This window comes from Mycobacterium sp. NGS58, assembly GCF_059812385.1.
Window position 1 is genome coordinate 32,434 of record NZ_JCALCO010000004.1, and the last position, 24,983, is coordinate 57,416.

The following is a 24,983-nucleotide window of genomic DNA, read 5'->3' on the forward strand; positions in this document are numbered from 1 at the left end:
TAGCGTCGGTCACCGACCGCTGGCCGCGCCGGCTGGTTGCATCACCGGGGGCACCGAATGACCTTGCTGCGGAACGGCGTTCACCTGAGGCAGGGCCACCGTCTGCAGCACCCGGTTGATGACGATCTCCGGCGAGATCTCGTCGGCCAACGCGTCGTAGGTGAGCACCAGCCGGTGGCGCAGCACGTCGGGAATGACGTCCACGACGTCTTGCGGGATCACATAGTCGCGACCGCGGACCAGCGCCAGGGAACGGGCCCCGGCGATGATGCCCAGCGAGGCGCGCGGCGACGCACCGAACGAGATCCAGGTCTTGACGTCGTTCATGCCGAGCTGCTCGGGGTGGCGGGTGGCGGTCACCACGCGCACGACGTAGTCCACCAGCGCGTGGTGGACGAAGACGTTGGCCGCGATGTCCTGCAGCCGCAGCAGGTCGCCGGTGTTCAGGATCTGCTTGGGCTCCGGCGGGCGCACGCCCATCCGGTAGATGATCTCCCGCTCCTCCTCCGGCGACGGGTAGCCGACGTTGATCTTGAACAGAAAACGGTCGCGCTGGGCTTCGGGCAGGGGGTACACACCCTCGTGCTCGATCGGGTTCTGCGTCGCCATGACTAGGAACGGGTTGGGGAGCGAATAGCTCTTGCCGCCGATCGAGACCTTGCGCTCCTGCATGACCTCCAGCAGCGCCGACTGCACCTTGGCGGGGGCGCGGTTGATCTCGTCGGCGAGCAGGAAGTTGACGACCACCGGGCCGAGCTCGGTGTCGAACTCCTCCTTGCCCTGGCGGTAGATGCGGGTACCGATGATGTCGGTGGGCACCAGGTCGGGGGTGAACTGGATGCGCGCGAACGTCCCGCCGACCACCTTGGCGAAGGTCTCGACGGCCAGCGTCTTGGCGACGCCGGGGACACCCTCGAGCAGCACGTGGCCCTTGGACAGCAGGCCCACCAGCATGCGCTCCACGAGCTGGTCCTGGCCGACGATGATGCGTTTGACCTCGAAGATGGCCCGCTCCAGGGTCTGCACCTCGGCGGCCAGCCCATTGCCGCCGCCTGCCGGCGCTTCGTGAGCCGGGCCGGATTGCCCGCCCGGGCCCGAGTAACCGCTGGCGCCTGGCGGCGGCCCACCTGCTGCTGTCATGAACTGCTACCTTCCACCGCTCAACCGACAAAGCTCAATCGGACACAACTGCTGGCACGACGGATGTCGTGGGGCAGCGACGCGCCCGCGTCCAACTATTCCAGGCCCACCGAATTCCGTCGACGCTGGTGCACCGGCCCGGCGACCCGCCCGCCCAAACACCCGCGGGTTCAGTACTCGATGATCCTGGTCAGGAACGGGGTCATGCCGGGCTTACGGACCGGGCTGACCGTGACCTTCGCGGCGCTACCCGATGCCTCCAGCATCTGACCGTTGCCCAGGTACATGGTGACGTGCTGGCTGCCGTTCGGGCCGTAGAAGATCAGGTCGCCGCGCCTGGCCTGATCCGGCGGGATGTGGCGCCCGGCGTTGTACTGGTCACCGGAGAACCGCGGGATCAGCACGCCGACGCCGGCGAACCCGTACCGCATCAGGCCCGAGCAGTCGAAGCCGGTGATGTTGGCGCCGTCGCCGACGCCCTTGCTCGGGCCGTCGAGCGAACCACCGCCCCAGGAATACGGCACTCCCATCTGGGAGCCCATCCGGCGAATGACGTATTCGATGGCCTGGCGGCCGTTCGCCCGCGGAATCTTGCCGCCCGGGTTTCCGGGAGAGCTCGCCGCGGCGGGAGGATCGCCGCCGAGGTTGATCCCGAGCCCGCTCAAGAATTGCTTGCCCAGATCCATCGTGGTCTGGGTGGCCTGGGCGGTGGCCTGTAGCGAGGCGTTGGCGACGGCGAGCGGGTCGCCGGGTGCGCCGGCACTGATCTGGGCGGGCAGCGTGGGGTCCCATTCGCCGGGGTCGGCCCCGGCACGGGGCGCCGGCGTGACCACAGAAAACAACAGCCCGGTCACCAGGGCGGTGATCCAGGCGAGGTTGATGAGACGAAACCGATTGCGGCGCATGCCTGTCCGTTCAGCACTCACTCGATCACCACTCGATGTACCGGATTACGTAGGGCGTCATGCCACTGGTGCGCACCGGCGCGACGCGGACCTTCAACCCGATGTCGGGAGCCTCGAGCATCTGGCCGTCGCCGAGGTAGATCGTCACGTGCTGGCTGCCGCCCGGGCCGTAGAAGATGACGTCACCGCGACGCATCTGCGAGGACGGGATCTTGCGGCCGAGGTTGTACTGCGACCCCGAGTAGTGCGGCAGCTTGATGCCCACCCCGGCGAACGAATAGAGCACCAGACCCGAGCAGTCGAAGCCGGTGATGCCCGCACCGGAGTCGATGCCCTTACTCGGGCCGGCCGCGTTGCCGCCGCCCCACGAGTAGGGCACGCCGATCTGCGACATGCCGCGCCGGATCACGTATTCGGTGGCCTGCCGGCCGTAGACCCGGGGAATGCGCCCCCCGACCCCGCCGGGTGCCGCGTTGGTGATGCCGGTGTCGTCGGGCTTGAGGATGCCCATCTGCTGCAGGAAGTTGCGGCCCAGGCCGGCGGTGACCTGGGTCGAGGTGGCCGAGATGCCGAGTACCTGGTTGATCACCGCGATCGGGTCGCCGGGAACGTTGGCGCTCGGGATCATCGGCAGCGTGGGGTCCCAGGCGCCATCCCACTGACGGCCACCGGACGACGGCGCCGGCGCGCCGGGCGATCCGGTCTCCCACCGGTCACCCGACGCCGGCGCTCCGGGGCCGCCGGCGCCCGCGGACCACAGACGTGCGGCCTCGCGCTTGGCCGCTTCGAGCTTGACCTGAGCCCGATCCCGTTCGGCGGCAAGGCGAATGATGTCTTCGCGTTGCTGGTCGAACTTCTGCTTGGAGTTGGACAGCGCCTGCACCGCGGCGTCCTGGCTGGCCTTGGCGTCGGCGGCGGCCTTGTCGGCGTTCTGCTTGGCCAGCCGTGCCGCCGATTCCTTGTTCACCTGTTCGGTGCGGGCCTGCTGCAGCTTCGCCATCACGGCCTGCGAGCTGGTGGTCAGGTTTTTGGCGGCGGCTTCGGTGGCGATGATGTCGTCGGGGCTGCTCGCCGTCAGGTAGCTGTTCGACGGACCGTTCATATAGGTGGCCGCCGCGAAGGTGTCGAAGCGATGCTGCGCCCGGGCGATGGCGATGTTGGCGTCTTTGACCGACTGCTGGCTGGTGTCCAGGTCGTGCTGGGCGGTGGCCGCGTTGTCCCGCGCGGTCTCGACGTCGACCAAGGCCTTGTTGACGCTTTCCTGTTCGGTCTGGATCTCGGCGCTCAGGTTCTGCAGCCGCTGGTTGGCTTTGGCGACGTCGGCGATGAGTCCGGCCAGGTTGTCTGCGGTGGGGTCGGCCTCCGCAAGGCCGGGCGTCGCTATCAGAAGGGCCAGGCTCACCACGGAAGGGACGACGGGCCGCACCAGCCTCGCGGCCGGTCGCGCAGAAGACCCCCAGCGTGTGCGTCTCATTCGACTCAGGTCTCCTACGGCTCAACACGACGGGTGGCGCCAGCCACAGATTCCCCGAACGGCGCCAAAGACAACACCAGCATCATTTGCACCGTACGTCACACGGGTGGGCGTGCAAACGCCCCACCAAAATCGCACTCTCTACGTGCGTTTAATGTGACCGAACGGTGACCTATTCGGTTTGCCGTAACAGGTCAAGGCGGTTCGCCAAGGGCACCGGAAGAAGCGAATACCTCTGGCTAGACGGCGGTATTGGCGTCGGCTGGGGAGGTCGGCGCGGCACCGTCCGACGTTGCTGAGCGCTTGCTACGCACTTGCAACAACCGGGTGCCGACGGCCGCGGCGAAGACGGCGAGCAACAGGAAAATCGTCAGGCCGGTCCAGGGAAACTCGGGCGTGTCCAGCTCGTGCAAGAAATGCTGCGCCGAGACCACCGGGTTGCCCGTCTTGGCGATGTCCTCCCCAGCCTCGAGCGTGACGCGCGGGAACTGGGTGCTGTAGCTGCCGACGTAACTCGGGCTGAGCGTCAGCACGGTCGCGTCGTGATAATCCGCACCGACCACCGTCGAGATGTCGCGCAGCGGGGTGTCGTTCGGCGGATTGTGGTCGAGCAGCACGATCTTCAAATTGATGCCCTCGCCGCGCGCCTGGTTCACCACGTCGAGCAGTCCCGGCATCGCCGCCGGCGGCGCGCTGACTCCGGTCGCGGCGACCTGAGCCTTGATCACGGACATGTCAACGTCCTGCGGGATATAGAGCGGCAGGACAGCGTGTGAGAACACGGTGTCCTGCGGTAGCGGTGCGACGAACGAATCGCGCCCGGTCATCTGCGCCTCCTGCGGTAGTGCTAGAGGCACCGTACCGACTTCGCCGTCGGGGGTTTAAACCGGCGGCCGCGGCGACAAGACTGGATTCACGAGTGGCCGCCGTAATGCAGGACAAGCGTACTGTTAAAGTCGGCACGATAGTTTTGGACGACCCGCCGGGCCAGCCCGTCGCGGTGGGAGAACTAAAGACTCTGGGAGTTGAAGTGACTGATTCCGTGAACTCGTTCGAAGCCCGCGACACCCTCGAGGTCGGCGACCAGAGTTACCAGATCTATCGTCTCGACGCGGTTCCCAACACCGAGAAACTCCCCTACAGCCTCAAGGTGCTGGCCGAGAACCTGTTGCGCAACGAAGACGGCAGCAACATCACCAAGGATCACATCGAGGCCATCGCGAACTGGGATCCCAAGGCGGAGCCCAGCATTGAGATCCAGTACACGCCCGCCCGCGTGGTAATGCAGGACTTCACCGGCGTGCCGTGCATCGTGGACCTCGCCACCATGCGCGAGGCCATCGGCGATCTCGGCGGCAAGGCGGACAAGGTCAACCCGCTCGCTCCCGCCGACCTCGTGATCGACCACTCCGTGATCGCCGACCTGTTCGGCACCGCCGACGCGTTCGAGCGCAACGTCGAGATCGAGTATCAGCGCAACGGCGAGCGCTATCAGTTCCTGCGCTGGGGCCAGGGAGCTTTCCAGGACTTCAAGGTGGTGCCGCCGGGCACCGGCATCGTCCACCAGGTCAACATCGAGTACCTGGCCAGTGTGGTGATGGAACGCGACGGGGTCGCCTATCCCGACACCTGCGTGGGCACCGACTCGCACACCACGATGGTCAACGGCCTCGGCGTGCTGGGCTGGGGCGTCGGCGGTATCGAGGCCGAGGCCGCGATGCTGGGCCAGCCGGTGTCGATGCTGATCCCGCGGGTCGTCGGCTTCAAGCTGACCGGCGAGATCCAGGCGGGCGTCACGGCCACCGACGTCGTGCTGACCGTCACCGAGATGCTGCGCAAGCACGGCGTCGTCGGCAAGTTCGTCGAGTTCTACGGCAAGGGCGTGTCGGAGGTGCCGCTGGCCAACCGGGCCACGCTGGGCAACATGAGCCCCGAATTCGGTTCCACCGCAGCCATTTTCCCGATCGACGAGGAGACCATCTCCTACCTCAAGTTCACCGGCCGCACGGACCGGCAACTGGCACTGGTGGAGACCTACGCCAAAGAACAGGGACTGTGGCACGACCCCGACCACGAGCCCGCGTTCTCGGAGTACCTCGAGCTCGACCTCTCCACGGTGGTGCCGTCGATCGCCGGTCCCAAGCGCCCGCAGGACCGAATCGCCTTGTCGGCCGCCAGGTCCACCTTCCGCGAGCAGATCCACAGCTATGTCGATGGTGACGCGGACGGCCAGCAGGGCTACTCGAAGCTCGACGAGTCGGTCGAGGAAACGTTCCCGGCCAGCGACCCCGGCGCGGTGTCGAACGGACATGCCGACGACGTTCCCGAGGTGCATTCGGCGGCCGCCCATGCCACCGGGCGCCCGAGCAACCCCGTCACGGTGCGCTCCGACGAGCGCGGCGAATTCGTACTCGACCACGGCGCGGTGGTGATCGCCGCGGTCACGTCGTGCACCAACACCTCCAACCCCGAGGTGATGCTCGGCGCCGCGCTGCTGGCGCGCAACGCCGTCGAAAAGGGACTGGCATCCAAGCCGTGGGTGAAGACCACCATGGCGCCGGGCTCGCAGGTGGTCAACGACTACTACGACAAGGCCGGTCTGTGGCCGTATTTGGAGAAGCTGGGCTTCTACCTGGTCGGCTACGGGTGCACCACCTGCATCGGCAACTCGGGTCCGCTGCCCGACGAAATCTCGAAGGCCATCAACGACAACGATCTTTCGGTGAGCGCGGTGCTCTCGGGTAACCGGAACTTCGAGGGCCGCATCAACCCCGACGTCAAGATGAACTACCTGGCGTCGCCGCCGCTGGTGGTCGCCTACGCGCTGGCCGGCACCATGGACTTCGACTTCGAGTCCCAGCCGCTCGGCAAGGACAAGAACGGCAACGACGTCTTCCTCAAAGACATCTGGCCCTCGCAGAAGGACGTCTCCGACACCATCGCCTCGGCGATCAACTCCGAGATGTTCACCAAGAACTACGGCGACGTGTTCAAGGGCGACGAGCGCTGGCGCAACCTACCCACCCCAAGCGGCAACACCTTTGAGTGGAATGCCGATTCGACGTACGTGCGTAAGCCCCCGTACTTCGAGGGCATGCCGGCCGAGCCCGAGCCGGTCGGCGACATCACCGGCGCCCGGGTCCTGGCGCTGCTGGGCGATTCGGTGACCACCGACCACATCTCCCCGGCCAGCAGCATCAAGCCGGGCACCCCGGCGGCGCAATACCTCGACGAGCACGGTGTGGAGCGCAAGGACTACAACTCCTTTGGCTCCCGGCGCGGCAACCACGAGGTGATGATCCGCGGCACGTTCGCCAACATCCGGTTGCGCAACCTGCTGCTCGACGACGTGTCCGGCGGCTACACCCGCGACTTCACCCAGGACGGCGCGCCGCAGGCGTTCATCTATGACGCGGCGCAAAACTATGCGGCACAAGACATTCCGCTGGTGGTGCTGGGCGGCAAGGAGTACGGGTCGGGTTCGTCACGAGACTGGGCCGCCAAGGGAACGCGGCTGCTGGGCGTTCGCGCGGTGATCGCCGAGTCGTTCGAGCGCATTCACCGCTCGAACCTGATCGGCATGGGCGTGATCCCGCTGCAGTTCCCCGACGGGAAGTCGGCCAAGGATCTGGGTCTGGACGGCACCGAGGTGTTCGACATCACCGGGATCGAAGAGCTCAACAACGGCAAGACACCGAAGACGGTGCACGTCAAGGCGAGCAAAGACGGCGGCAACGACGTCGAGTTCGACGCGGTGGTGCGCATCGACACCCCCGGTGAGGCCGACTACTACCGCAACGGCGGCATCCTGCAGTACGTGCTGCGCAACATGCTCAAGTCGGGCTAACCGCAACCCGATCCGATCACCTGATGCCAAAGGTCAGCGAGGACCATCTGGCGGCCCGTCGCCGCCAGATCCTCGACGGCGCCCGCCGTTGCTTTGCCGAATACGGTTACGACAAAGCAACGGTGCGCCGGTTGGAGAAAGCGATCGGGATGTCGCGCGGCGCGATCTTCCATCACTTCCGGGACAAGGACGCGCTGTTCTTCGCCCTCGCCCACGAGGACGCCGAACGGATGGCCGACGTGGCTTCCCGCGCGGGACTCATCCAGGTGATGCGCGACATGCTGGCCGCGCCGGACCAGTTCGACTGGCTGGCCACCAGATTGGAGATCGCCCGCAAGCTGCGCAACGATCCCGCGTTCAGTCGGGGTTGGGCGGAGCGTTCGGCCGAGCTGGCGGCGGCGACCACCGATCGGCTGCGCCGGCAGACGGAGGCACACCGGGTGCGCGACGACGTCCCGGGCGACGTACTGCAGTGCTATCTGGAGTTGGTGCTCGACGGCCTGGTGGCCAGGTCGGCGGCCGGCGAGGACCCACAGCGGTTATCCGCGGTCCTCGACCTGGTGGAGAATTCGGTGCGGCGCAACGATTCTGAGAATCGGCCGTAGCGTCGCGGCGAACCAGGGGACGTGACTTCGCAACGACGCTACGCCCGCACCGCCTTTGCGGTCCGGTTGGGGCCCCCGCGGCTGCGCATCGTGGTCCCCGACTCCCGCAACAAACTATGGACCGACCCATACGACCTGCCGGTCTTCGCGACCAGGCTGCGGATACTGGCGCCGCCTTCGTAGGCGTGGCGCAACTCGTTCAGCAATTGGTCGCGTGTCTTGGCCGACCTTTGCAGCGTTCTCTTCATGGCTCCTCCGACGCGGGACACGATCGCAAGCACCCAGAGTAAAAAGCCGCGGTCGACCGCGGGGCGATTTCGCCAAATCGCACGCGAATCAGTGGCGATCGCGAGCGCGGCGCGGCCGGGCGAAGCGGGTCGCCACCATGAAATCAGGCCAGCTCGATGAGATCCCGGTATTCGTCGGACCAGAAGTCCTCGGTGCCATCGGGCAACAGCACGACGCGCTGCGGGTCGAGGGCCTCGGCGGCGCCGGGGTCGTGCGTCACCAAGACCACCGCGCCCCGGTAACTGCGGAGCGCGTCGAGCACCTGCTCGCGCGAGGCCGGGTCGAGGTTGTTCGTCGGCTCGTCAAGCAACAGCACGTTGGCGGCCGACGCCACCAGACCGGCCAGCGCGAGGCGAGTCTTCTCGCCGCCGGACAGGGTGCCCGCGGGCTGGTCGAGTTGGGGGCCGCTGAACATGAACGCGCCCAGCAGGCCACGCAGATCCTGCTCACCCGAATCCGGTGCGGCGTGGCGGATGTTCTCCCACACGGTCGCATCGTTGTCGAGCGTGTCGTGTTCCTGGGCGAAGTAGCCGATCCGCAGTCCGTGCCCGGGCTCGAGTCCGCCGGTGTCGGGGGCCTCGGTGCCGGCCAGGACCCTCAGCAGGGTGGTCTTGCCCGCGCCGTTGAGGCCCAGTACCACCACCCGCGAGCCCCGGTCGATCGCAAGGTCGACACCGGTGAACACCTCCAGCGATCCGTAGGACTTGCTCAGCCCGCTGGCCACCAGCGGTATGCGCCCGCAGGCGGCCGGGTTGGGAAACTTGATGCGGGCCACCTTGTCGGCCACCCGTTCGTCGTCGAGTGCGGCCATCATCCGGTCGGCACGGCGCAACATGTTCTGCGCGGCAACGGCTTTGGTGGCTTTCGCGCCGAGCTTGGCGGCCTGTGAGCGCAGCGCGGTGGCTTTGCGTTCGGCGTTCGCGCGTTCCCGGCGCCGGCGCTGCTCGTCGGTGGCCCGGGCGTCGAGATACTTCTGCCACGTCATGTTGTACACGTCGACCTCGCCGCGCACCGCGTCCAGAAACCACACCCGGTTGACGACGTCGGCGAGCAGTTCGACGTTGTGGCTGATGATCACCAGCCCGCCGGTGTGCGCGCGCAGGAAATCCCGCAACCAGCCAATGGAATCGGCGTCCAGGTGGTTGGTCGGCTCGTCGAGCAGCAGCGTGGTCGACGAGCCTGACATTCCCGCGCCGCCCTCCGACGCGGCAAAAAGGATGCGCGCCAGCTCCACCCGGCGGCGCTGCCCGCCGGACAGGGTGCGCAGCTGCTGCGTCAGCACCCGTTCCGGCAGGCCGAGACTCGCACAGATGCGGCTCGCTTCGCTCTCCGCGCCGTAACCGCCCAGCGCGACGAAACGCTCCTCCAGCTGCCCGTACCGGCGGATCGCGCGGTCGCGGGCGTCGTCGTCGGCGACCTCGGCCATCAACGCCTGCTGCTTCTCCAGATCGGTCAGCAACACGTCGAGCCCGCGGGCCGACAAAACCCGGTCGCGGGCGAGCACATCGAGATCGCCCTCTTTGGGATCCTGTGGTAGATAACCGATTTCGCCGGCGCGGTTGATCGCCCCGGCATACGGTTCGGTCTCCCCCGCCAGGATGCGCAGGGTGGTCGTCTTGCCGGCGCCGTTGCGGCCCACCAGCCCGATGCGGTCGCCGGGCTGCACGCGAAGGTCGGGTCCGTCCGGTGAGAGCAGGATGCGCGCACCAGCGCGGACCTCGAGGTCCGTGGCCGTGATCACGATCGCTCTCCTCTAAAAAAGCCTATTTGTCGTCGGTGAACACCGGTGGTCGTCGTTCTGCGCGCGCGGCAACCGCTTCTTCGAAGTTGGCGGTGAGCAGGCGGACGAATAGCTGTCCCAAGCCCTCGGCTTGCATGTGCCCTTCCAGGCTACCGGCGTCCAGTCCACTCCACAGCGTGCGCTTGGTCAACTCGATGCCCGGCCGCGAGAACGCCGACATCCGCGCGGCGATCGCGTAGCAGGTATCCAGCAGCTGCTCTTCGGGCACCTGGCAGGACACCAGCCCGATGCGCTCGGCCTCCTCCGCGGTGATGTCACGACCGGTCAGCATGATCTCGAAAGCCCGTGACGAGCCGATGGCCCGCGGCAACAGGTAGGACAGGCCCAGTTCGCTGGCGGTCAGCCCGTTGTTGATGCCGGCGGCACGAAAGTATGCGCTGGTCGAGGCCACCCGGATGTCGGCGGCCAGGGCCAGGCACAAACCACCCCCGATGGCGGGGCCGTTGACCGCGGCGATCACCGGTTGGTGCAACCGGCGCAGCGCCAAGATGACCTCGTCGAGGACCTCCATGGAGCGCAGCGCATAGGTGGGGCGGGTCAACCCCTCGACGTGGGGCACCGAGCCCGCGGACTTGTGATCGGCGCCGGAGGAAAAGCCTCGGCCCGCCCCCGTCAGCACGACCACCCGCACCGAATTGTCGTAGGTGACCTTGTCCAGGGCCTCCTTGAGCGGAAGCATGACGTCGAACGCCATCGAGTTCATCCGCTCGGGCCGATTGAGGGTTATCAGCGCGACGCCGGGCCGCGGGCGATCTACCAGTACCAGACTCACCCATGCAACCTAGCGCGTAGCTAACCGTGGTTCCGCGCGCAGCGCGGTCTGGGCTCGTCCGGCCCGCCCGGGCCTCGGCGGCCTAAACTTCCGAGACGTCGAACGCGCGGACTTGCTGGACCAGATCCTCCAGGGCGGCCGGTGGCAGGGCTCCGGGCTGGTTGAACAGCAGTTTGCCCTTCTTGAAGGCCATCAGCGTGGGGATGGACCGGATCTGGGCGGCGGCCGCCAACTGCTGCTCGGCCTCGGTGTCGACTTTGGCGTGCACGATGTCGGGGTGTTTCTCCGACGACGCCTGGAAGGTAGGACCGAACTGGCGGCACGGACCGCACCAGGACGCCCAGAAGTCGACGAGCACGATGTCGTTACCCTCGATGGTTTCGTTGAACTTCTCAGCGGTGAGATCAAGTGTTGTCACATTTGCCGTAACGCCCGGCGCCGGCGCGGTGTTCCCCAACGCCCCAGGAGTTCGGGATTCGGCTGCCGGCGTACGCGCAGCTACCGACCCACGGCGGGCTACCGGCACGTCGCTGGTTACGGTTGCGTACGTTTTCCCGCGTCCGACAGACTGAGCCTGACGATCCGCCGTCTCGAGGACCAGTGAGGGAATCGCCTTGAGCCACTACATCGCCAACGTTCGTGATATCGAGTTCAACCTTTTCGAGGTTCTCGATGTCGGCGCCGTCCTGGGCACCGGCGGCTACAGCGACCTCGATGAGGACACGGTCCGCACCATTTTGGCCGAAGCCGCGCGCCTCGCCGAAGGCCCGGTGGCCGAAACCTTCGCCTTCGCCGACCGCAATCCACCGGTGTTCGACCCAGCCGAGCACAAAATCACCGTGCCCGACGAGCTGGTCAAGACGGTGGCGGCGCTCAAGGAGGCCGGCTGGTGGCGGCTGGGTCTGGCCGAAGACATCGGCGGCATGGCCGCCCCGCCGCCGCTGGCGTGGGCGGTCAACGAAATGCTCATCTGCGCCAACCCCTCGGCGAATTTCTTCAATCTGGGCCCGGTCATGTCCAACGCGTTGTATGTCGAGGGCAGCGAGCAGCAGCGGCAATGGGCCGCTCATGGCGTGGAGCGAGGCTGGGCGGCCACCATGGTGCTCACCGAACCCGACGCGGGCTCCGACGTCGGTGCCGGTCGCGCCAAGGCCATCGAACAACCCGACGGCACATGGCACATCGAGGGCGTCAAGCGCTTCATCTCCGGGGGCGACGTGGGAGACACCGCTGAGAACGTCTTCCACCTGGTGCTGGCCCGTCCCGAGGGCGCCGGTCCGGGCACCAAGGGTCTGAGCCTGTTCTACGTGCCCAACTTCCTGTTCGATCCGGACACCTTCGAACTCGGCCCGCGCAACGGGGTTTACGTCACCGGGGTGGAACACAAGATGGGCATCAAGTCCTCCCCCACGTGCGAATTGACCTTCGGCGCAACGGATGTGCCCGCTGTCGGTTACCTGGTCGGTGACGTGCACCGGGGCATCGCGCAGATGTTCACCATAATCGAGCACGCGCGCATGACAATTGGCGTCAAGGCTACCGGCACCCTGTCCACGGGTTACCTGAACGCGCTGGCCTTCGCCAAGGAGCGCGTGCAGGGCGCGGACCTGACGCAAATGTCGGACAAGACCGCGCCGCGGGTCACCATCATTCACCATCCCGACGTGCGTCGCAGCCTGGTGACTCAGAAGGCCTACGCCGAGGGTTTGCGGGCGCTCTACATGTATGCCGCAGCCCACCAGGATGACGTTGTGGCGCAACGTGTTTCGGGCGCCGATCCCGAGATGGCGCACCGGATCGACGATCTGCTGCTACCGATCGTCAAGGGGGTGAGCTCGGAGCGGGCCTACGAGGTGCTCACCGAGTCGCTGCAGACGCTGGGCGGTTCGGGCTTCCTGGCCGACTATCCGCTGGAGCAGTACATCCGCGATTCCAAGATCGATTCGCTCTACGAGGGCACCACCGCCATCCAGGCACTCGACTTCTTCTTCCGCAAGATCGTGCGCGACCGGGGTGAGGCCCTGCAGTTCTTGACGACTCAGATCACGGCGACCATCGACAGCTGTGACGAGGCGCTCAAGCCGATCGCCCAGCTGGTGCAGACGGCCTTCGACGATGTGACCGCGATGACGGGTGCCTTGACCGGTTACCTGATGTCCGCGGCACAGCAGCCGAACGAGATTTATAAGGTGGGCCTGGGATCGGTGCGCTATCTGCTCGCGGTCGGCGATCTGCTGATCGGCTGGCGGCTGCTGGCGCAGGCCGACGTCGCCACCCGCGCGCTGGCTAACGGCGCCGGGCACGACGAAGCGTTCTACCGGGGCAAGATCGCGACCGCCGGGTTCTTCGCCAAGAACATGCTGCCGGAGCTGACCTCGCTGCGCGGCGTCATCGAGGCCGTCGACGACGAGATCATGAACCTGGCCGAAGAAGCTTTCTGAGAACGCACAGCTTAGGCACAGCTTAAACGGGTAAACCCTAACGTTGGCTTTAACCGACGAATGGAGAAACGTTGATGTCTGCCAGCTGTAATGTGCCCCGGCTCGCTCGCGTAGCGGTATTCGCCGTCGCGGGAGCCACCGCATTGTCCCTATCCGCCTGCGGCTCTTCGAACAATTCCAATTCTTCAACCACCTCCACCTCGACGTCGACGTCCACCGTCACGTCCACGACCACCTCATCAACCCCGAATGCCGAGGCGCGCGTCAGCGGTCTGATCGCCTCGGTGGCGGGCAACTCCATTCAGGTCACCAAACAAGACAACTCGACCGCGTCGGTCAACTTCACCTCGACCACCAAGATCACCGAGGCCGTTCCGGCCGGGCTGCCGGACGTCACCCCGGGCAGCTGCGTCAGCGTGAAGCCGACGGAGGGGTCGGCGCCCGGCCAGGCGGTCACCGCCGCGTCGGTGAAGATCAGCGAGTCCGTCAACGGCGCCTGCCCGAAACCACCGCAGTCCGCGCCCGGCGGTTCGACCACCACGCCGCCATCGCTCCCGCCGACGAACGCGCCCGCGAAGCCGGCCTGGGTCCGCGGCTCGGTGGCGTCGGTGTCCGGTAACACCATCAACCTGACCAACACCGATCCCAGCGGCAACACGACGCAGACCACCGTGACGGTCGATGACAAGACCAAATACAGCAAGCAGTCGTCCGCCAACACCGACGCGATCACACCGGGCAAATGCCTGTGGGCGCGCGGAACCCAGGACAACGGCGGTGCGCTGCAAGCGACGAGCATCAACCTACGGCAGGCCGTCGACGGCAAATGCGGCAAGCCCAAGCAGCCCGGCCAGGGCGGCTGACCCGGCCCCGGGCTGAGTGAGATCGCCGTCACTCCCGCCGGGCGCGGCGTGAAAACCACGCCCGGCGGGGGTAATCGCTAACGGCGGCGAGTGATCGGAGATGAGACCTGTGGCTGCCTTATCGCTGAAAGATCGGCGGACGCAGATCGCGCTCGGCGTAGTCATCGCGTTCATCGCGGTGGGTGTGGTCATGTGCGGCTCCTCGCACGACACCTCGAGGACCAGCGCGCCACCCGCCGTCACCGCTGTCCCGCCGAGTGCGAATCCCAGCGCCGCACCGCCGCCGCCGGCGCCCCCGCCCCCGCCACCGCCTCCGATCGGCAAGGACTACGTCGAGGGCATGGTGCAGTCGAATTCGGGTCAGACGATCGCGCTTCGGACCCGGACCGGCTCGGCGACTGTGGACTACACACCCGAGACCATTGTCATGGACGTCACCCCGGCAAAGCTGGCGGATGTGACGCCGGGCAGCTGCGTGAATGTCAAGGCCACCCCGCAGAGCGCACCACCCCCCGGGTCTCCGGCGCCCGGCCAGCCGGCTGCCGGCCCGATCACCGCGCAAGCGGTGACGGTCACTCAATCCGCGGACGGCAAATGCCCGCCGCCGCCCGGCTTCTACGGCACCGTGTCCTCGGTGTCGGGCAACACGATCGCCATCAGTGGCCTGGGCCCCGGTGGTCCGGGCGCGTCGACCAACGTGACCGTCGCCGACTCGACCTCATACCAGCGGCAGACGCCGTCGAACACCCAGGCCATCACGAATGGCAAATGCATTGGGGCGCAAGGGACCCAGGATGGCGGCGCCCTGCACGCCACGATGATCAGTGTGGAGACGTGCCCGCCCATGGGACGCCCACACCCGCATCTGCACCTGCCGCACCTCCCTCACATTCACCTCTAGGCCAGGGGACGCGCGAAGCCGCAGCGGCTTCTTAATAGCGCGAAAAGCGTGACTCAGACGGTGAAGCCGAGGGCGCGCAATTGCTCGCGGCCGTCCTCGGTGATCTTGTCCGGGCCCCACGGCGGGTTCCACACCCAGTTGATCCGCAGGTCGTCGACCAGCCCGGCCCCCACCAGCGCGCTGCGTGACTGGTCTTCGATGACATCGGTCAGGGGGCAGGCCGCCGAGGTCAGGGTCATGTCGATCAGGGCGACCGTTCCGTCCTCGCCCGCCTCGATGTTCAGCCCGTAGACGAGTCCCAGGTCGACGACGTTGATGCCGAGTTCGGGGTCGACGACGTCGCGCATCGCCTCCTCGAGGTCGGCAAGGAATTCGTCATCCTGCGCGGTGGTTTCGCTCATCAGTAACCTCCTGAAAAGTCTGCTCCTTGGCCCGAATAGGCCTTGGCCAAAGCATCTTTGAACGCCATCCAGCCGAGCAGGGCGCATTTCACCCGGGCGGGGTATTTGGCCACCCCGGCGAAGGCGATCCCGTCGCCCAGCACGTCCTCGTCGCCCTCGATGGTGCCGCGGGAGGACACCATCTCGGTAAACGCGGCGATGGTCTTGAGCGCGTCGCCGACGCTTTGTCCGATCACCTGCTGGGTGAGCACCGAGGTCGCCGCCTGGCTGATCGAACAGCCCTGCCCGTCATAGGACACGTCGGCAACGGTTTCGCCGTCCTCGGACAGCGCGACCCGCAACGTGACCTCGTCACCGCACACCGGGTTGACGTGAAATACCTCGGCGCCGAAAGGCTCCCGCAGCCCGCGGTGCTGCGGGTGCTTGTAGTGGTCCAGGATCACGTCCTGATACATCTGCTCGAGACGCAATGTCAGCCTCTCCCAAAGAAATCCAGAGCGCGGCGCACGCCGGCCACCAAACGCTCGACCTCTTCGGTGGTGTTGTACACCCCGAACGACGCCCGGGCGGTAGCCGCCACGCCGAACCGGCGGTGCAGCGGCATGGCGCAGTGGTGTCCCACCCGCACCGCCACACCCTCGTCGTCGAGCACCTGCCCGACGTCGTGTGCGTGCACGCCGTCGACGACGAAAGACACCGGCGATGCGCGGTTCTCCATGGACGTCGGGCCGACGATGCGCACGGCATCGATGCGGGACAGCCCGTCGATGGCCGCGGCGACCAGGTGGTGCTCGTGGGCCTGTACGGACGCCATGCCGATGGCGCTGAGGTAGCGGGTGGCCGCGCCCAATCCGACCACCTGCGACGTCATCGGGGTGCCGGCCTCGAACCGCTGCGGCACCGGCGCGTAGGTGGACCCTTCCATGGTCACGGCTTCGATCATCGAGCCGCCGGTCAAAAACGGCGGCAGGTCCGTCAGCACCTCGCGGCGCCCGTACAGGACACCGATGCCGTTGGGGCCCAGCATCTTATGCCCCGAGAACGCGGCGAAGTCCACATCGAGCGCGTGGAAGTCGACGGGCTGGTGCGGCACCGACTGGCAGGCGTCCAGCACGGTCAGGGCGCCCACGGCCCGGGCCCGGTTGACCAGCTCGGCCACCGGCGCCACCGCACCGGTCACGTTCGAATGATGGGTGAAGGCGACGACTTTGACGCGTTCGTCGAGCTCCAGCGAGTCGAGGTCGATGCGCCCGTCGTCCGTGACGCCATACCAGCGCAGGGTCGCGCCGGTGCGCCGGGCGAGTTCCTGCCAGGGAACCAGGTTGGCGTGGTGCTCGAGCTCGGTGGTGACGATGACGTCGCCGGGCCGGACGGAACGTCCGAAACGCTTGTCCCCCAGCACATACGACACCAGGTTGAGCGCCTCGGTGGCATTCTTGGTGAACACCAGCTCGTCGCACTCCGCGCCGACGAACGCCGCGACGTCGGCCCGCCCCTGCTCGTAGGCGTCGGTGGCCTCCTCCATCAGCTGGTGCGCACCGCGGTGCACCGCGCCGTTGGAGGTCAACAAAAACTCCCGCTCGGCGTCGAGCACCTGCAGCGGCCGCTGCGATGTCGCGCCGGAATCCAGGTACGCCAACGGATTTCCGCTACGCATGACGCGCTTGAGGATGGGAAAATCGGCGCGGATGGCCGCGACATCCAGGGGTGAGACCGCCGCCGAAGGTGTCGCCATGTCAGGCCCCGGTTGCCGCCGCTTGTGAGAAGCGGACGTAGCCGTTCTGCTCGAGCTCGTCGGCCAGCTCCGACCCGCCGGACTCGGCGATCCGCCCGCCGACGAACACGTGCACGTATTCGGGGTGGATGTAGCGCAGAATGCGGGTGTAGTGCGTGATCAGGAGGATGCCACCGTGCTCGGCCTGCGCGTAGCGGTTCACGCCCTCGCTGACCACGCGCAGCGCGTCGACGTCGAGCCCGGAGTCGGTCTCGTCGAGGATGGCGATCTTGGGCTTGAGCAGTTCCAGCTGCAGTATCTCGTGACGCTTCTTCTCGCCACCGGAGAAACCCTCGTTGACGCTGCGCTCGGCAAACGCCGGGTCGATCTCGAGCGAGCCCATCGCGCCCTTGACCTCTTTGACCCAGTGCCGCAGTTTCGGGGCCTCACCGCGCACGGCGGTCGCCGCAGAGCGCAGGAAGTTCGACACCGAGACGCCGGGCACCTCGACGGGATACTGCATGGCCAAGAAGATTCCGGCGCGGGCCCGCTCGTCGATGCTCATCGCCAGCACGTCCTGCCCGTCCAGCGTGATGGAGCCCGAGGTCACCGTGTACTTGGGGTGGCCGGCGATGGCGTAGGACAGCGTCGACTTGCCCGAACCGTTGGGACCCATCAAGGCGTGCGTCTCACCGGATTTCACCGTCAGGTCGACCCCGTTGAGGATGGGAATCTCGCGCTCAGACTCGGCGGCGTTCGGGTTTACGACGCTGACGTGGAGGTCTTTGATTTCCAGAGTGGTCATGAGGCTGCTGTTTCCGTCTTTTCGGTTAAGGCCAGTTCGTGTTCGATGGCTGCGGTCAGGCGTTCCCGAATCTCGGGCACGGCGATCTTGGAGATGATTTCGGCGAAGAAGCCGCGGATCACCAGGCGGCGCGCCTGCTCCTCGGGGATGCCGCGGGAGCGTAGGTAGAACAGTTGCTCGTCGTCGAAACGGCCGGTGGCGCTGGCGTGTCCGGCGCCGACGATCTCACCCGTCTCGATCTCCAGGTTGGGCACGGAGTCGGCTCGCGCCCCGTCGGTCAGCACCAGGTTGCGGTTCACCTCGAAGGTGTCGGTACCGGTGGCTTCGGCGCGGATCAGCACGTCGCCGATCCAGACGGTGTGAGCGTCGGGCAGTGCGGAGTCCGGATCACCTTGCAGCGCACCCTTGTACAACACATTCGACTTGCAGTCCGGCTGGGCGTGATCCACCAGCAGCCTCGACTCCAGGTGCTGCCCGTCGTCGGCGAAGTACAGGCCGAGCAGCTCGGCGTCACCGCCGGGGCGCAGGTAGCGCACGTTGGCGGTCAGTCGCACTATCTCGCCGCCGAGCGTGACGGCGACGTGGCGCAGCACCGCGTCCTTGCCCAGCTTGGCGTGGTGCATGCTGACGTGCACGGCGTCATCGGCCCAGTCGGCGAGCCACACCACCGTGAGCCGGGCGGCGTCGTCGACGACGAATTCGACGTTGTCGGCCAGCGTTCCGCTGCCCCGGTGGTCGATGACGACGACCGCCTCGGCGAGCTCGCAGACCCGGATCTGCAGGTGGTCGTAGGCCACCGCGCCCTGGCCGGGGCCGGTGACGGTGACCGCGATCGGCTCTGCCACGCGGGTGTCGCGCTCGACGGTGATCAGGGTTGCGGAGTTGAACGACGAAAACGCTTGCGCGGCAACACGGTCGGTCGGTACGCCACCCTGGCCGAGCCGCTCGTCGCCGCGGCGCACGGTCTCGACCCGCAGGCCGGGCTGCTCGCCGACGCTGGTCACGGCCTTGCCGGTGGCGCGCGCCGAGCCGTCGTGCAGGCCGCGCAGCCGTCGCAACGGGGTGAACCGCCAGATCTCGTCGCGGCCGTGTGGGACCTCGAACGCGTCCACATCGAACGAGGAGAAGACCTCGCCCTTGTTGGCCGCGGCGAGGGCCGAACCCTCAACCGCTTCAGTAAGGTTCGTCACTAGCCGACCGCGCCTTCCATCTGCAGCTCGATCAGCCGGTTGAGCTCCAGCGCGTACTCCATCGGCAGCTCTTTGGCGATCGGCTCGACGAAGCCGCGCACCACCATGGCCATCGCCTCGTCCTCGGTCAGGCCGCGGCTCATCAGGTAGAACAGCTGGTTCTCGCTGACCTTGGACACGGTGGCCTCGTGGCCCATGGTGACGTCGTCCTCGCGGATGTCGACGTAGGGGTAGGTGTCGCTGCGGCTGATCGTATCCACCAGCAGCGCATCGCATTTCACGCTCGAACGCGATCCGTGCGCGCCCTTGTTCACCTGCACCAGGCCGCGGTAGGAGGTGCGGCCGCCGCCGCGCGCCACGGATTTGGACACGATGTTGCTCGACGTGTTCGGCGCCAGGTGCAGCATCTTCGCACCGGTGTCCTGGTGCTGGTCTTCACCGGCGAAGGCGACCGAGAGCACCTCGCCCTTGGCGTGCTCGCCGGTCATCCAGACCGCCGGGTACTTCATGGTGACCTTCGACCCGATGTTGCCGTCGATCCACTCCATGGTGGCGCCTGCCTCGGCGCGGGCCCGCTTGGTGACCAGGTTGTAGACGTTGCCCGACCAGTTCTGGATGGTCGTGTAGCGAACGCGTGCATTGGGTTTCACGATGATCTCGACCACCGCCGAGTGCAGCGAGTCCGACTTGTAGATGGGCGCCGTACAGCCTTCGACGTAGTGCACGTAGGAGCCCTCGTCGGCGATGATCAGCGTCCGCTCGAACTGGCCCATGTTCTCCGTGTTGATCCGGAAGTAGGCCTGCAGCGGGATGTCGACGTGCACACCCTTCGGGACGTAGATGAACGAGCCGCCGCTCCACACCGCGGTGTTCAGCGCCGAGAACTTGTTGTCCCCGGCCGGGATCACGGTGCCGAAGTACTCCTGGAAGATTTCCGGGTGTTCGCGCAGACCGGTGTCGGTGTCGAGGAAGATGACGCCCTGGGCCTCGAGATCCTCGCGGATCTGGTGGTAGACCACCTCGGATTCGTACTGGGCCGCGACGCCGGCGACCAGACGCTGCTTCTCGGCCTCCGGGATACCCAGCCGGTCATAGGTGTTGCGGATGTCCTCGGGCAGGTCCTCCCACGAGGCCGCCTGCTTCTCCGTGGAACGCACGAAGTACTTGATGTTGTCGAAGTCGATGCCGCCCAGGTTCGAGCCCCAGTTCGGCATCGGCTTGCGGTCGAAGATGCGCAGCGCCTTCAGCCGCGTCTGCAGCATCCACTCGGGCTCGTTCTTCTTCGCCGAGATGTCGCGAACGACGGCCTCGGACAGGCCACGCTGGGCGCTGGCCCCCGCGACGTCGGAGTCCGACCAGCCGTAGCCGTACTTCCCCAGAGAGGCGATCGCCTCTTCCTGAGTCAGCGGCGCGGTAGCCGTCTTGCTGGCCTCGGGTGTGAGTGTCATCGCGACGCTCCTTTGGTGCTCGTGGTGTCGGTCATGCGGCGCGGGCTGGGCGCCTGGGTCAGGGGTACGTGCGTGGTGCAGGCGCAATCGCCGTTGACGATGGTCGCCAACCGCTGGACGTGGGTCCCCAGCACCTCGGCCATGGCCTGCTGTTCGGCCTCGCACAGCTCGGGGAATTCCTCGGCGACGTGCGACACCGGGCAGTGGTGCTGGCAGATCTGCACGCCGTGGATCGGTCCGCCGACCTGCGTGGTGGTGGTGACGTAGCCGGCCTTGCTCAGCGCGGTGGCGATCCGGTCGGCCGCCGCCTCGACGTCGGTGTCCGCCGCGCTGTCGGCGGCCGCAACGTCGGCCAGGATGGTGTCGATGCGCTGCCTGGCGAAGGCCTGCACGGCCTCTTCACCGCCGATCTCGCGGAGTTGCCGCATGGCCGCCGCCGCCAGGTCGTCGTAGGCGTGGTCGAGCTTGGCACGCCCGGCCGCGGTCAACCGATAGCGCTTGGCGGGACGTCCGCGCCCCACCTGCTGCCACGCCGCGGCCGCCGTGGACTCGGCATCGCCGGCCCCGATCAGGGCGTCGAGGTGGCGTCGCACGCCGGCGGCCGCCAGGCCCAGCCGGTCACCGATCTCGCCGGCGGTGATCGATCCGGACTCCAGCAGCAGGCGCACGATCGCACGGCGGGTGTGACCATCCGCTACCGGCACGCCGACGTCCGCCACGCCGGGAGCGACGTCGCCGCCCCCAGTGGCCCCATCGAGGCTGGTTCGGATTTTCACAACACCAGTGTGACGCAATTCCGGGGATCGGTCTAGCAAGGGTCCCCTCTATAGGCGTTGCCCTGGTCACACCGCCGGCGCGGCACGACCGGCGGTTAGGCTGCTCTGATGGCAGCCCGCCACCACACGCTGAGCTCGTCGATCGCGAGTCTGCACGGCGACGAGCAAGCAGTGGGCTCGCCGCTGAACGATACCGAGCTCACCGCGCTGCGCCGCACCCGCCTGTTCGGCGCGACCGGCACGGTGGTGATGGCGATCGGCGCGCTCGGCGCCGGCGCCCGGCCCGTCGTCCAGGACCCGACGTTCGGGGTCCGGCTGCTCAACCTGCCGTCGCGAATCCAGACCGTGTCGTTGACCATGACGACTACCGGCGCCGTCATGATGGCGCTGGCCTGGTTGATGCTCGGCCGGTTCGCCCTGGGAAACCGGCGGATGTCACGCGGCGACCTGGACCGCACCCTGCTGCTCTGGGTGCTGCCGCTGTTGATCGCCCCACCGATGTACAGCAAGGACGTCTACTCCTACCTGGCGCAGAGCCAGATCTCGCTGGAAGGTCTGGACCCGTACCGGGTGGGCCCGGCCTCGGGGCTCGGCCTGTCCCACATCTTCACGCTGTCGGTGCCGACGCTGTGGCGCGAGACGCCCGCACCGTACGGCCCGCTGTTCTTGTGGATCGGGCGCGGCATCTCGGCGATCACCGGGGAGAACATCGTCGCCGCCGTGCTGTGTCACCGGCTGGTCGAGCTGCTGGGCGTGGCACTGATCGTGTGGGCGACCCCCCGGCTGGCCCGGCGCTGCGGCGTCGCGGAGGTCAGCGCGCTGTGGCTCGGGGCGGCCAATCCGCTGCTGATCATGCATCTGGTGGCCGGCGTGCACAACGAGGCGCTGATGCTGGGCCTGATGCTGGCCGGGGCCGAATTCGCGTTGCGCGGCGTCGACGCACCGCGGTTGCTGCCCGCGTCGTGGAAGCGGTTGGGCCCGGACTGGGAGCCGCTGGGGATGCTGGTCGCCGGCGCCGTGCTGATCGTGTTGTCGTCGCAGGTGAAGCTCCCGTCGCTGCTGGCGCTGGGCTTCGTCACGATGGCGCTGGCCTACCGCTGCGGCGGGACCCTGCGTGCGCTGCTGCTGAGCGGCGGTGGCATGGCGGCGTTGTCGCTGGCGGTGATGGCACTGGTGGGCTGGGCCAGCGGCCTCGGATTCGGCTGGATCTACACGCTGGGCACCGCGAACGTGGTGCGGAGCTGGATGTCGCCGCCGACCCTGCTGGCGCTCGGCACCGGGCAGGTGGGCATCCTGCTGGGCCTGGGTGATCACACCACCGCGGTGCTGGGGCTGACCCGTGCGATCGGCGTGCTGATCATCACGGTGATGGTGGCCTGGTTGCTGCTGGCCGTCTTCCGCGGCCGGCTGCACCCGATCGGCGGGCTGGGTGTGGCGCTGGGCATCACGGTGCTGTTGTTCCCCGTCGTGCAGCCCTGGTATCTGCTGTGGGCGATCATCCCGCTGGCCGCCTGGGCGACGCGCACCGGCTTCCGGGTGGCGGCCATCGCCATCAGCCTGGTCGTCGGGATCTTCGGCCCGACCGCCAACGGCGACCGGTTCGCGCTGTTCCAGATCATCGACGCCACCCTGGCCAGCACGGTCATCGTCGTCGCGCTGATCGGGTTGACCTACACCCGCCTGCCGTGGCGCCGCGCACCGGGACAGGGCAGCGAGGCCGGCGGCCAGCCCGCCATCGACACCGCGGCGGCGCCGGCCACACCGTCGCCCCCGCAGCCGGCGCCGGCGCGCGACGCCTACGCTGATTCCACGTGAGCTCGGCCTTTCCAGAACCGCGCGAATCCCCAGTGGTGCGGCTGCGCGGGGTCACCAAGAAATACGGATCCGGCGCGACGGCTGTCGAGGCCGTCTCCAACCTCGACCTCGAGGTGCACGCCGCCGAGGTGCTGGCCCTGCTCGGCCCCAACGGTGCCGGCAAGACGACGACGGTCGAGATGTGCGAGGGCTTCGTGCGCCCGGACGCCGGCACCATCGAGGTGCTCGGCCTGGACCCGATCGCCGACAACGCGCGGCTGCGGGCCCGCATCGGGGTGATGCTGCAGGGCGGCGGCGGCTACCCGGCGGCCCGCGCGGGCGAGATGCTGAACCTGGTGGCGGCCTACGCCGCCGACCCGCTTGACCCGGCGTGGCTGCTGGACACGCTGGGCCTCACCGACGCGGCCCGCACCACCTACCGGCGGCTCTCCGGTGGCCAGCAGCAGCGGCTGGCGCTGGCGTGCGCGCTGGTCGGCCGGCCCGAACTGGTGTTCCTCGACGAGCCCACGGCGGGCATGGACGCCCACGCCCGGTTGCTGGTCTGGGAGCTGATCGACGCCCTGCGCCGCGACGGCGTGACCGTGGTGCTCACCACGCACCAGCTCAAGGAGGCCGAGGAACTCGCCGACCGGCTGGTGATCATCGACCACGGGGCCACGGTGGCCTCCGGCACGCCCACGGAGCTGATGCGCAGCGGGGCCAAGGACCAGTTGCGATTCAGCGCGCCGCCGCGCCTCGATCTGTCGTTGCTGGCTGCGGCGCTGCCCGAGGATTACAAGGCCACCGAGGTGACGCCGGGTGAGTACCTGGTCGAGGGGCACGTCGACCCCCAGGTGCTGGCAACCGTCACGGCGTGGTGCGCGCGGATCGACGTCCTGGCCACCGACATGCGCGTCGAGCAACGCAGCCTCGAGGATGTGTTCCTCGACCTCACCGGCAGGAAGTTACGGCCTTGACGGACAACGAGACTGGATCGAACGCCTTCCCCGCGGGCACCTTCGCGCCCGATCCGCGACCCAGCGCGGTGCCGAAAATGCTTGCCGCGCAGTTCGGTTTGGAACTCAAGCTGCTGCTGCGCAACGGCGAACAGCTGCTGCTGACAATGTTCATTCCGATCACGCTTCTGGTGGGGCTCACGCTGCTGCCGCTCGGCTCGTTCGGTCAGCACCGCGCGGCGACCTTCACCCCGGTCATCATGGCGCTGGCGGTGATCTCGACGGCGTTCACCGGACAGGCGATCGCGGTCGCCTTCGATCGGCGCTACGGCGCGCTCAAGAGGCTCGGGGCCACCCCGCTTCCGGTGTGGGGCATCATCGCGGGAAAGTCCCTTGCGGTGGTGACCGTGGTGTTCCTGCAGGCAATCCTGTTGGGCGCCATCGGTTTTGCGCTGGGCTGGCGGCCCGCGCCGGCCGCCCTGACGCTGGGCGCGGCGGTCATCGCGCTGGGCACCGTGGTGTTCGCGGCGCTGGGCCTGCTGCTCGGTGGGACGCTGCGCGCCGAGATCGTGCTCGCGGTCGCCAACCTGATGTGGTTCGTCTTCGCGGGCCTGGGCGCGCTCACCCTGGAAACCGGGATAACCCCGACGGCGGTCAAGCTGGCCGCGCGGCTGACTCCGTCCGGCGCGCTCACCGAGGCGCTCTCGCAGGCGATGACCATGTCTGTGGACTGGTTCGGCATCGTCGTCCTGGTGGTGTGGGGCGCGGTGGGGGCGGCGAGCGCGCTGCGCTGGTTCCGCTTTACCTGACGTCCGGCCAGCCGTACTACAGGTCGTAGTTTTCGGTGCCTTAGGATCGGGCC

Annotated in this window: 22 protein-coding genes and 1 pseudogene; 8 read left to right on the forward strand and 15 right to left on the reverse strand. The window is 67.5% G+C overall.

Annotated elements, in window-relative coordinates; translation table 11 throughout:
- Window positions 1-9: 9 nt before the first annotated feature.
- From moxR1 to AC5Y4H_RS05410, 4 genes are all read right to left on the reverse strand, one after another.
- Window positions 10-1,140, reverse strand: a complete 1,131-nt coding sequence (gene moxR1, locus AC5Y4H_RS05395; RefSeq protein ID WP_499979234.1) for a chaperone MoxR1 — start codon at window positions 1,138-1,140, stop codon at window positions 10-12.
- Window positions 1,141-1,310: 170 nt separating this feature from the next.
- Window positions 1,311-2,045: an NlpC/P60 family peptidoglycan endopeptidase RipB gene (ripB, locus tag AC5Y4H_RS05400; protein ID WP_499979558.1), complete on the reverse strand. Its 735-nt coding sequence runs from the start codon at window positions 2,043-2,045 to the stop codon at window positions 1,311-1,313.
- A gap of 25 nt (window positions 2,046-2,070) precedes the next feature.
- Window positions 2,071-3,519: an NlpC/P60 family peptidoglycan endopeptidase RipA gene (gene ripA, locus AC5Y4H_RS05405; protein WP_499979235.1), complete on the reverse strand. Its 1,449-nt coding sequence runs from the start codon at window positions 3,517-3,519 to the stop codon at window positions 2,071-2,073.
- 239 nt (window positions 3,520-3,758) lie between these two features.
- Complete coding sequence (locus AC5Y4H_RS05410; RefSeq protein ID WP_499979237.1) at window positions 3,759-4,346, reverse strand: Rv1476 family membrane protein; 588 nt, start codon at window positions 4,344-4,346, stop codon at window positions 3,759-3,761.
- A gap of 203 nt (window positions 4,347-4,549) precedes the next feature.
- Here AC5Y4H_RS05410 and AC5Y4H_RS05415 point away from each other — a divergent pair, with 203 nt between their 5' ends.
- Both AC5Y4H_RS05415 and AC5Y4H_RS05420 read left to right on the forward strand, forming a co-directional pair.
- Window positions 4,550-7,366, forward strand: coding sequence for an aconitate hydratase (locus AC5Y4H_RS05415; RefSeq protein ID WP_499979238.1), 2,817 nt, complete (start codon window positions 4,550-4,552; stop codon window positions 7,364-7,366).
- Between the two features lie 23 nt (window positions 7,367-7,389).
- On the forward strand, window positions 7,390-7,971 hold the full coding sequence (locus tag AC5Y4H_RS05420; RefSeq protein WP_499979239.1) for a TetR/AcrR family transcriptional regulator: 582 nt from the start codon (window positions 7,390-7,392) through the stop codon (window positions 7,969-7,971).
- A 38-nt stretch (window positions 7,972-8,009) separates the two neighbouring features.
- On the opposite strand, the gene AC5Y4H_RS05425 is transcribed toward AC5Y4H_RS05420, so the two are convergent.
- The 4 genes from AC5Y4H_RS05425 to trxA all read right to left on the reverse strand — a co-directional run bounded on the left by AC5Y4H_RS05425 (window position 8,010) and on the right by trxA (window position 11,250).
- The gene (locus tag AC5Y4H_RS05425) at window positions 8,010-8,207 is read right to left on the reverse strand and encodes a helix-turn-helix domain-containing protein (protein WP_499979559.1); all 198 of its coding nucleotides are present in this window, start codon (window positions 8,205-8,207) and stop codon (window positions 8,010-8,012) included.
- 155 nt (window positions 8,208-8,362) lie between these two features.
- On the reverse strand, window positions 8,363-10,000 hold the full coding sequence (locus tag AC5Y4H_RS05430) for an ABC-F family ATP-binding cassette domain-containing protein (RefSeq protein WP_499979241.1): 1,638 nt from the start codon (window positions 9,998-10,000) through the stop codon (window positions 8,363-8,365).
- A gap of 22 nt (window positions 10,001-10,022) precedes the next feature.
- On the reverse strand, window positions 10,023-10,832 hold the full coding sequence (locus AC5Y4H_RS05435) for an enoyl-CoA hydratase (protein ID WP_499979243.1): 810 nt from the start codon (window positions 10,830-10,832) through the stop codon (window positions 10,023-10,025).
- An 82-nt stretch (window positions 10,833-10,914) separates the two neighbouring features.
- Window positions 10,915-11,250 (reverse strand): thioredoxin, encoded by a 336-nt coding sequence (gene trxA / locus AC5Y4H_RS05440; RefSeq protein ID WP_499979244.1) that lies wholly within the window; start codon window positions 11,248-11,250, stop codon window positions 10,915-10,917.
- A 196-nt stretch (window positions 11,251-11,446) separates the two neighbouring features.
- Here trxA and AC5Y4H_RS05445 point away from each other — a divergent pair, with 196 nt between their 5' ends.
- The 3 genes from AC5Y4H_RS05445 (at window position 11,447) to AC5Y4H_RS05455 (ending at window position 15,037) form a co-directional block, all read left to right on the forward strand.
- Window positions 11,447-13,273, forward strand: a complete 1,827-nt coding sequence (locus AC5Y4H_RS05445; RefSeq protein WP_499979246.1) for an acyl-CoA dehydrogenase — start codon at window positions 11,447-11,449, stop codon at window positions 13,271-13,273.
- Window positions 13,274-13,347: 74 nt separating this feature from the next.
- On the forward strand, window positions 13,348-14,136 hold the full coding sequence (locus tag AC5Y4H_RS05450) for a DUF5666 domain-containing protein (protein ID WP_499979247.1): 789 nt from the start codon (window positions 13,348-13,350) through the stop codon (window positions 14,134-14,136).
- A 124-nt stretch (window positions 14,137-14,260) separates the two neighbouring features.
- Window positions 14,261-15,037 (forward strand): DUF5666 domain-containing protein, encoded by a 777-nt coding sequence (locus AC5Y4H_RS05455; RefSeq protein WP_499979560.1) that lies wholly within the window; start codon window positions 14,261-14,263, stop codon window positions 15,035-15,037.
- 53 nt (window positions 15,038-15,090) lie between these two features.
- Here AC5Y4H_RS05455 and AC5Y4H_RS05460 read toward each other — a convergent pair whose 3' ends face one another.
- The 7 genes and pseudogenes from AC5Y4H_RS05460 to AC5Y4H_RS05490 form a co-directional block, all read right to left on the reverse strand.
- On the reverse strand, window positions 15,091-15,438 hold the full coding sequence (locus AC5Y4H_RS05460; RefSeq protein WP_499979249.1) for a metal-sulfur cluster assembly factor: 348 nt from the start codon (window positions 15,436-15,438) through the stop codon (window positions 15,091-15,093).
- A pseudogene (gene sufU / locus AC5Y4H_RS05465) lies at window positions 15,413-15,914 on the reverse strand (Fe-S cluster assembly sulfur transfer protein SufU). The gene AC5Y4H_RS05460 and the pseudogene sufU overlap by 26 nt, the downstream one beginning before the upstream one ends.
- On the reverse strand, window positions 15,911-17,173 hold the full coding sequence (locus tag AC5Y4H_RS05470) for a cysteine desulfurase (RefSeq protein WP_499979251.1): 1,263 nt from the start codon (window positions 17,171-17,173) through the stop codon (window positions 15,911-15,913). The pseudogene sufU and the gene AC5Y4H_RS05470 overlap by 4 nt, the downstream one beginning before the upstream one ends.
- A 1-nt stretch (window position 17,174) precedes the next feature.
- The gene (gene sufC, locus AC5Y4H_RS05475; RefSeq protein ID WP_499979253.1) at window positions 17,175-17,957 is read right to left on the reverse strand and encodes a Fe-S cluster assembly ATPase SufC; all 783 of its coding nucleotides are present in this window, start codon (window positions 17,955-17,957) and stop codon (window positions 17,175-17,177) included.
- Window positions 17,954-19,147, reverse strand: coding sequence for a Fe-S cluster assembly protein SufD (gene sufD, locus AC5Y4H_RS05480; protein WP_499979255.1), 1,194 nt, complete (start codon window positions 19,145-19,147; stop codon window positions 17,954-17,956). The genes sufC and sufD overlap by 4 nt, the downstream gene beginning before the upstream one ends.
- Window positions 19,147-20,595 (reverse strand): Fe-S cluster assembly protein SufB, encoded by a 1,449-nt coding sequence (gene sufB, locus AC5Y4H_RS05485; protein WP_499979256.1) that lies wholly within the window; start codon window positions 20,593-20,595, stop codon window positions 19,147-19,149. The genes sufD and sufB overlap by 1 nt, the downstream gene beginning before the upstream one ends.
- On the reverse strand, window positions 20,592-21,410 hold the full coding sequence (locus tag AC5Y4H_RS05490) for a helix-turn-helix transcriptional regulator (protein ID WP_499979257.1): 819 nt from the start codon (window positions 21,408-21,410) through the stop codon (window positions 20,592-20,594). Before AC5Y4H_RS05490 ends, sufB begins: the two co-directional genes overlap by 4 nt.
- Before the next feature lie 69 nt (window positions 21,411-21,479).
- Here AC5Y4H_RS05490 and mptB point away from each other — a divergent pair, with 69 nt between their 5' ends.
- The 3 genes from mptB to AC5Y4H_RS05505 are packed head-to-tail and all read left to right on the forward strand — an operon-like array spanning window position 21,480 to window position 24,930.
- Entirely contained in the window at window positions 21,480-23,186 is a 1,707-nt protein-coding gene (mptB, locus tag AC5Y4H_RS05495) for a polyprenol phosphomannose-dependent alpha 1,6 mannosyltransferase MptB (protein WP_499979259.1), read from the forward strand.
- Window positions 23,187-23,218: 32 nt separating this feature from the next.
- Window positions 23,219-24,142 carry an ABC transporter ATP-binding protein gene (locus tag AC5Y4H_RS05500; protein WP_499979562.1) on the forward strand — a complete coding sequence of 308 codons (924 nt, stop codon included), beginning with the start codon at window positions 23,219-23,221 and terminating at the stop codon, window positions 24,140-24,142.
- On the forward strand, window positions 24,139-24,930 hold the full coding sequence (locus AC5Y4H_RS05505; protein WP_499979261.1) for an ABC transporter permease: 792 nt from the start codon (window positions 24,139-24,141) through the stop codon (window positions 24,928-24,930). Before AC5Y4H_RS05500 ends, AC5Y4H_RS05505 begins: the two co-directional genes overlap by 4 nt.
- Window positions 24,931-24,983 lie beyond the last annotated feature (53 nt).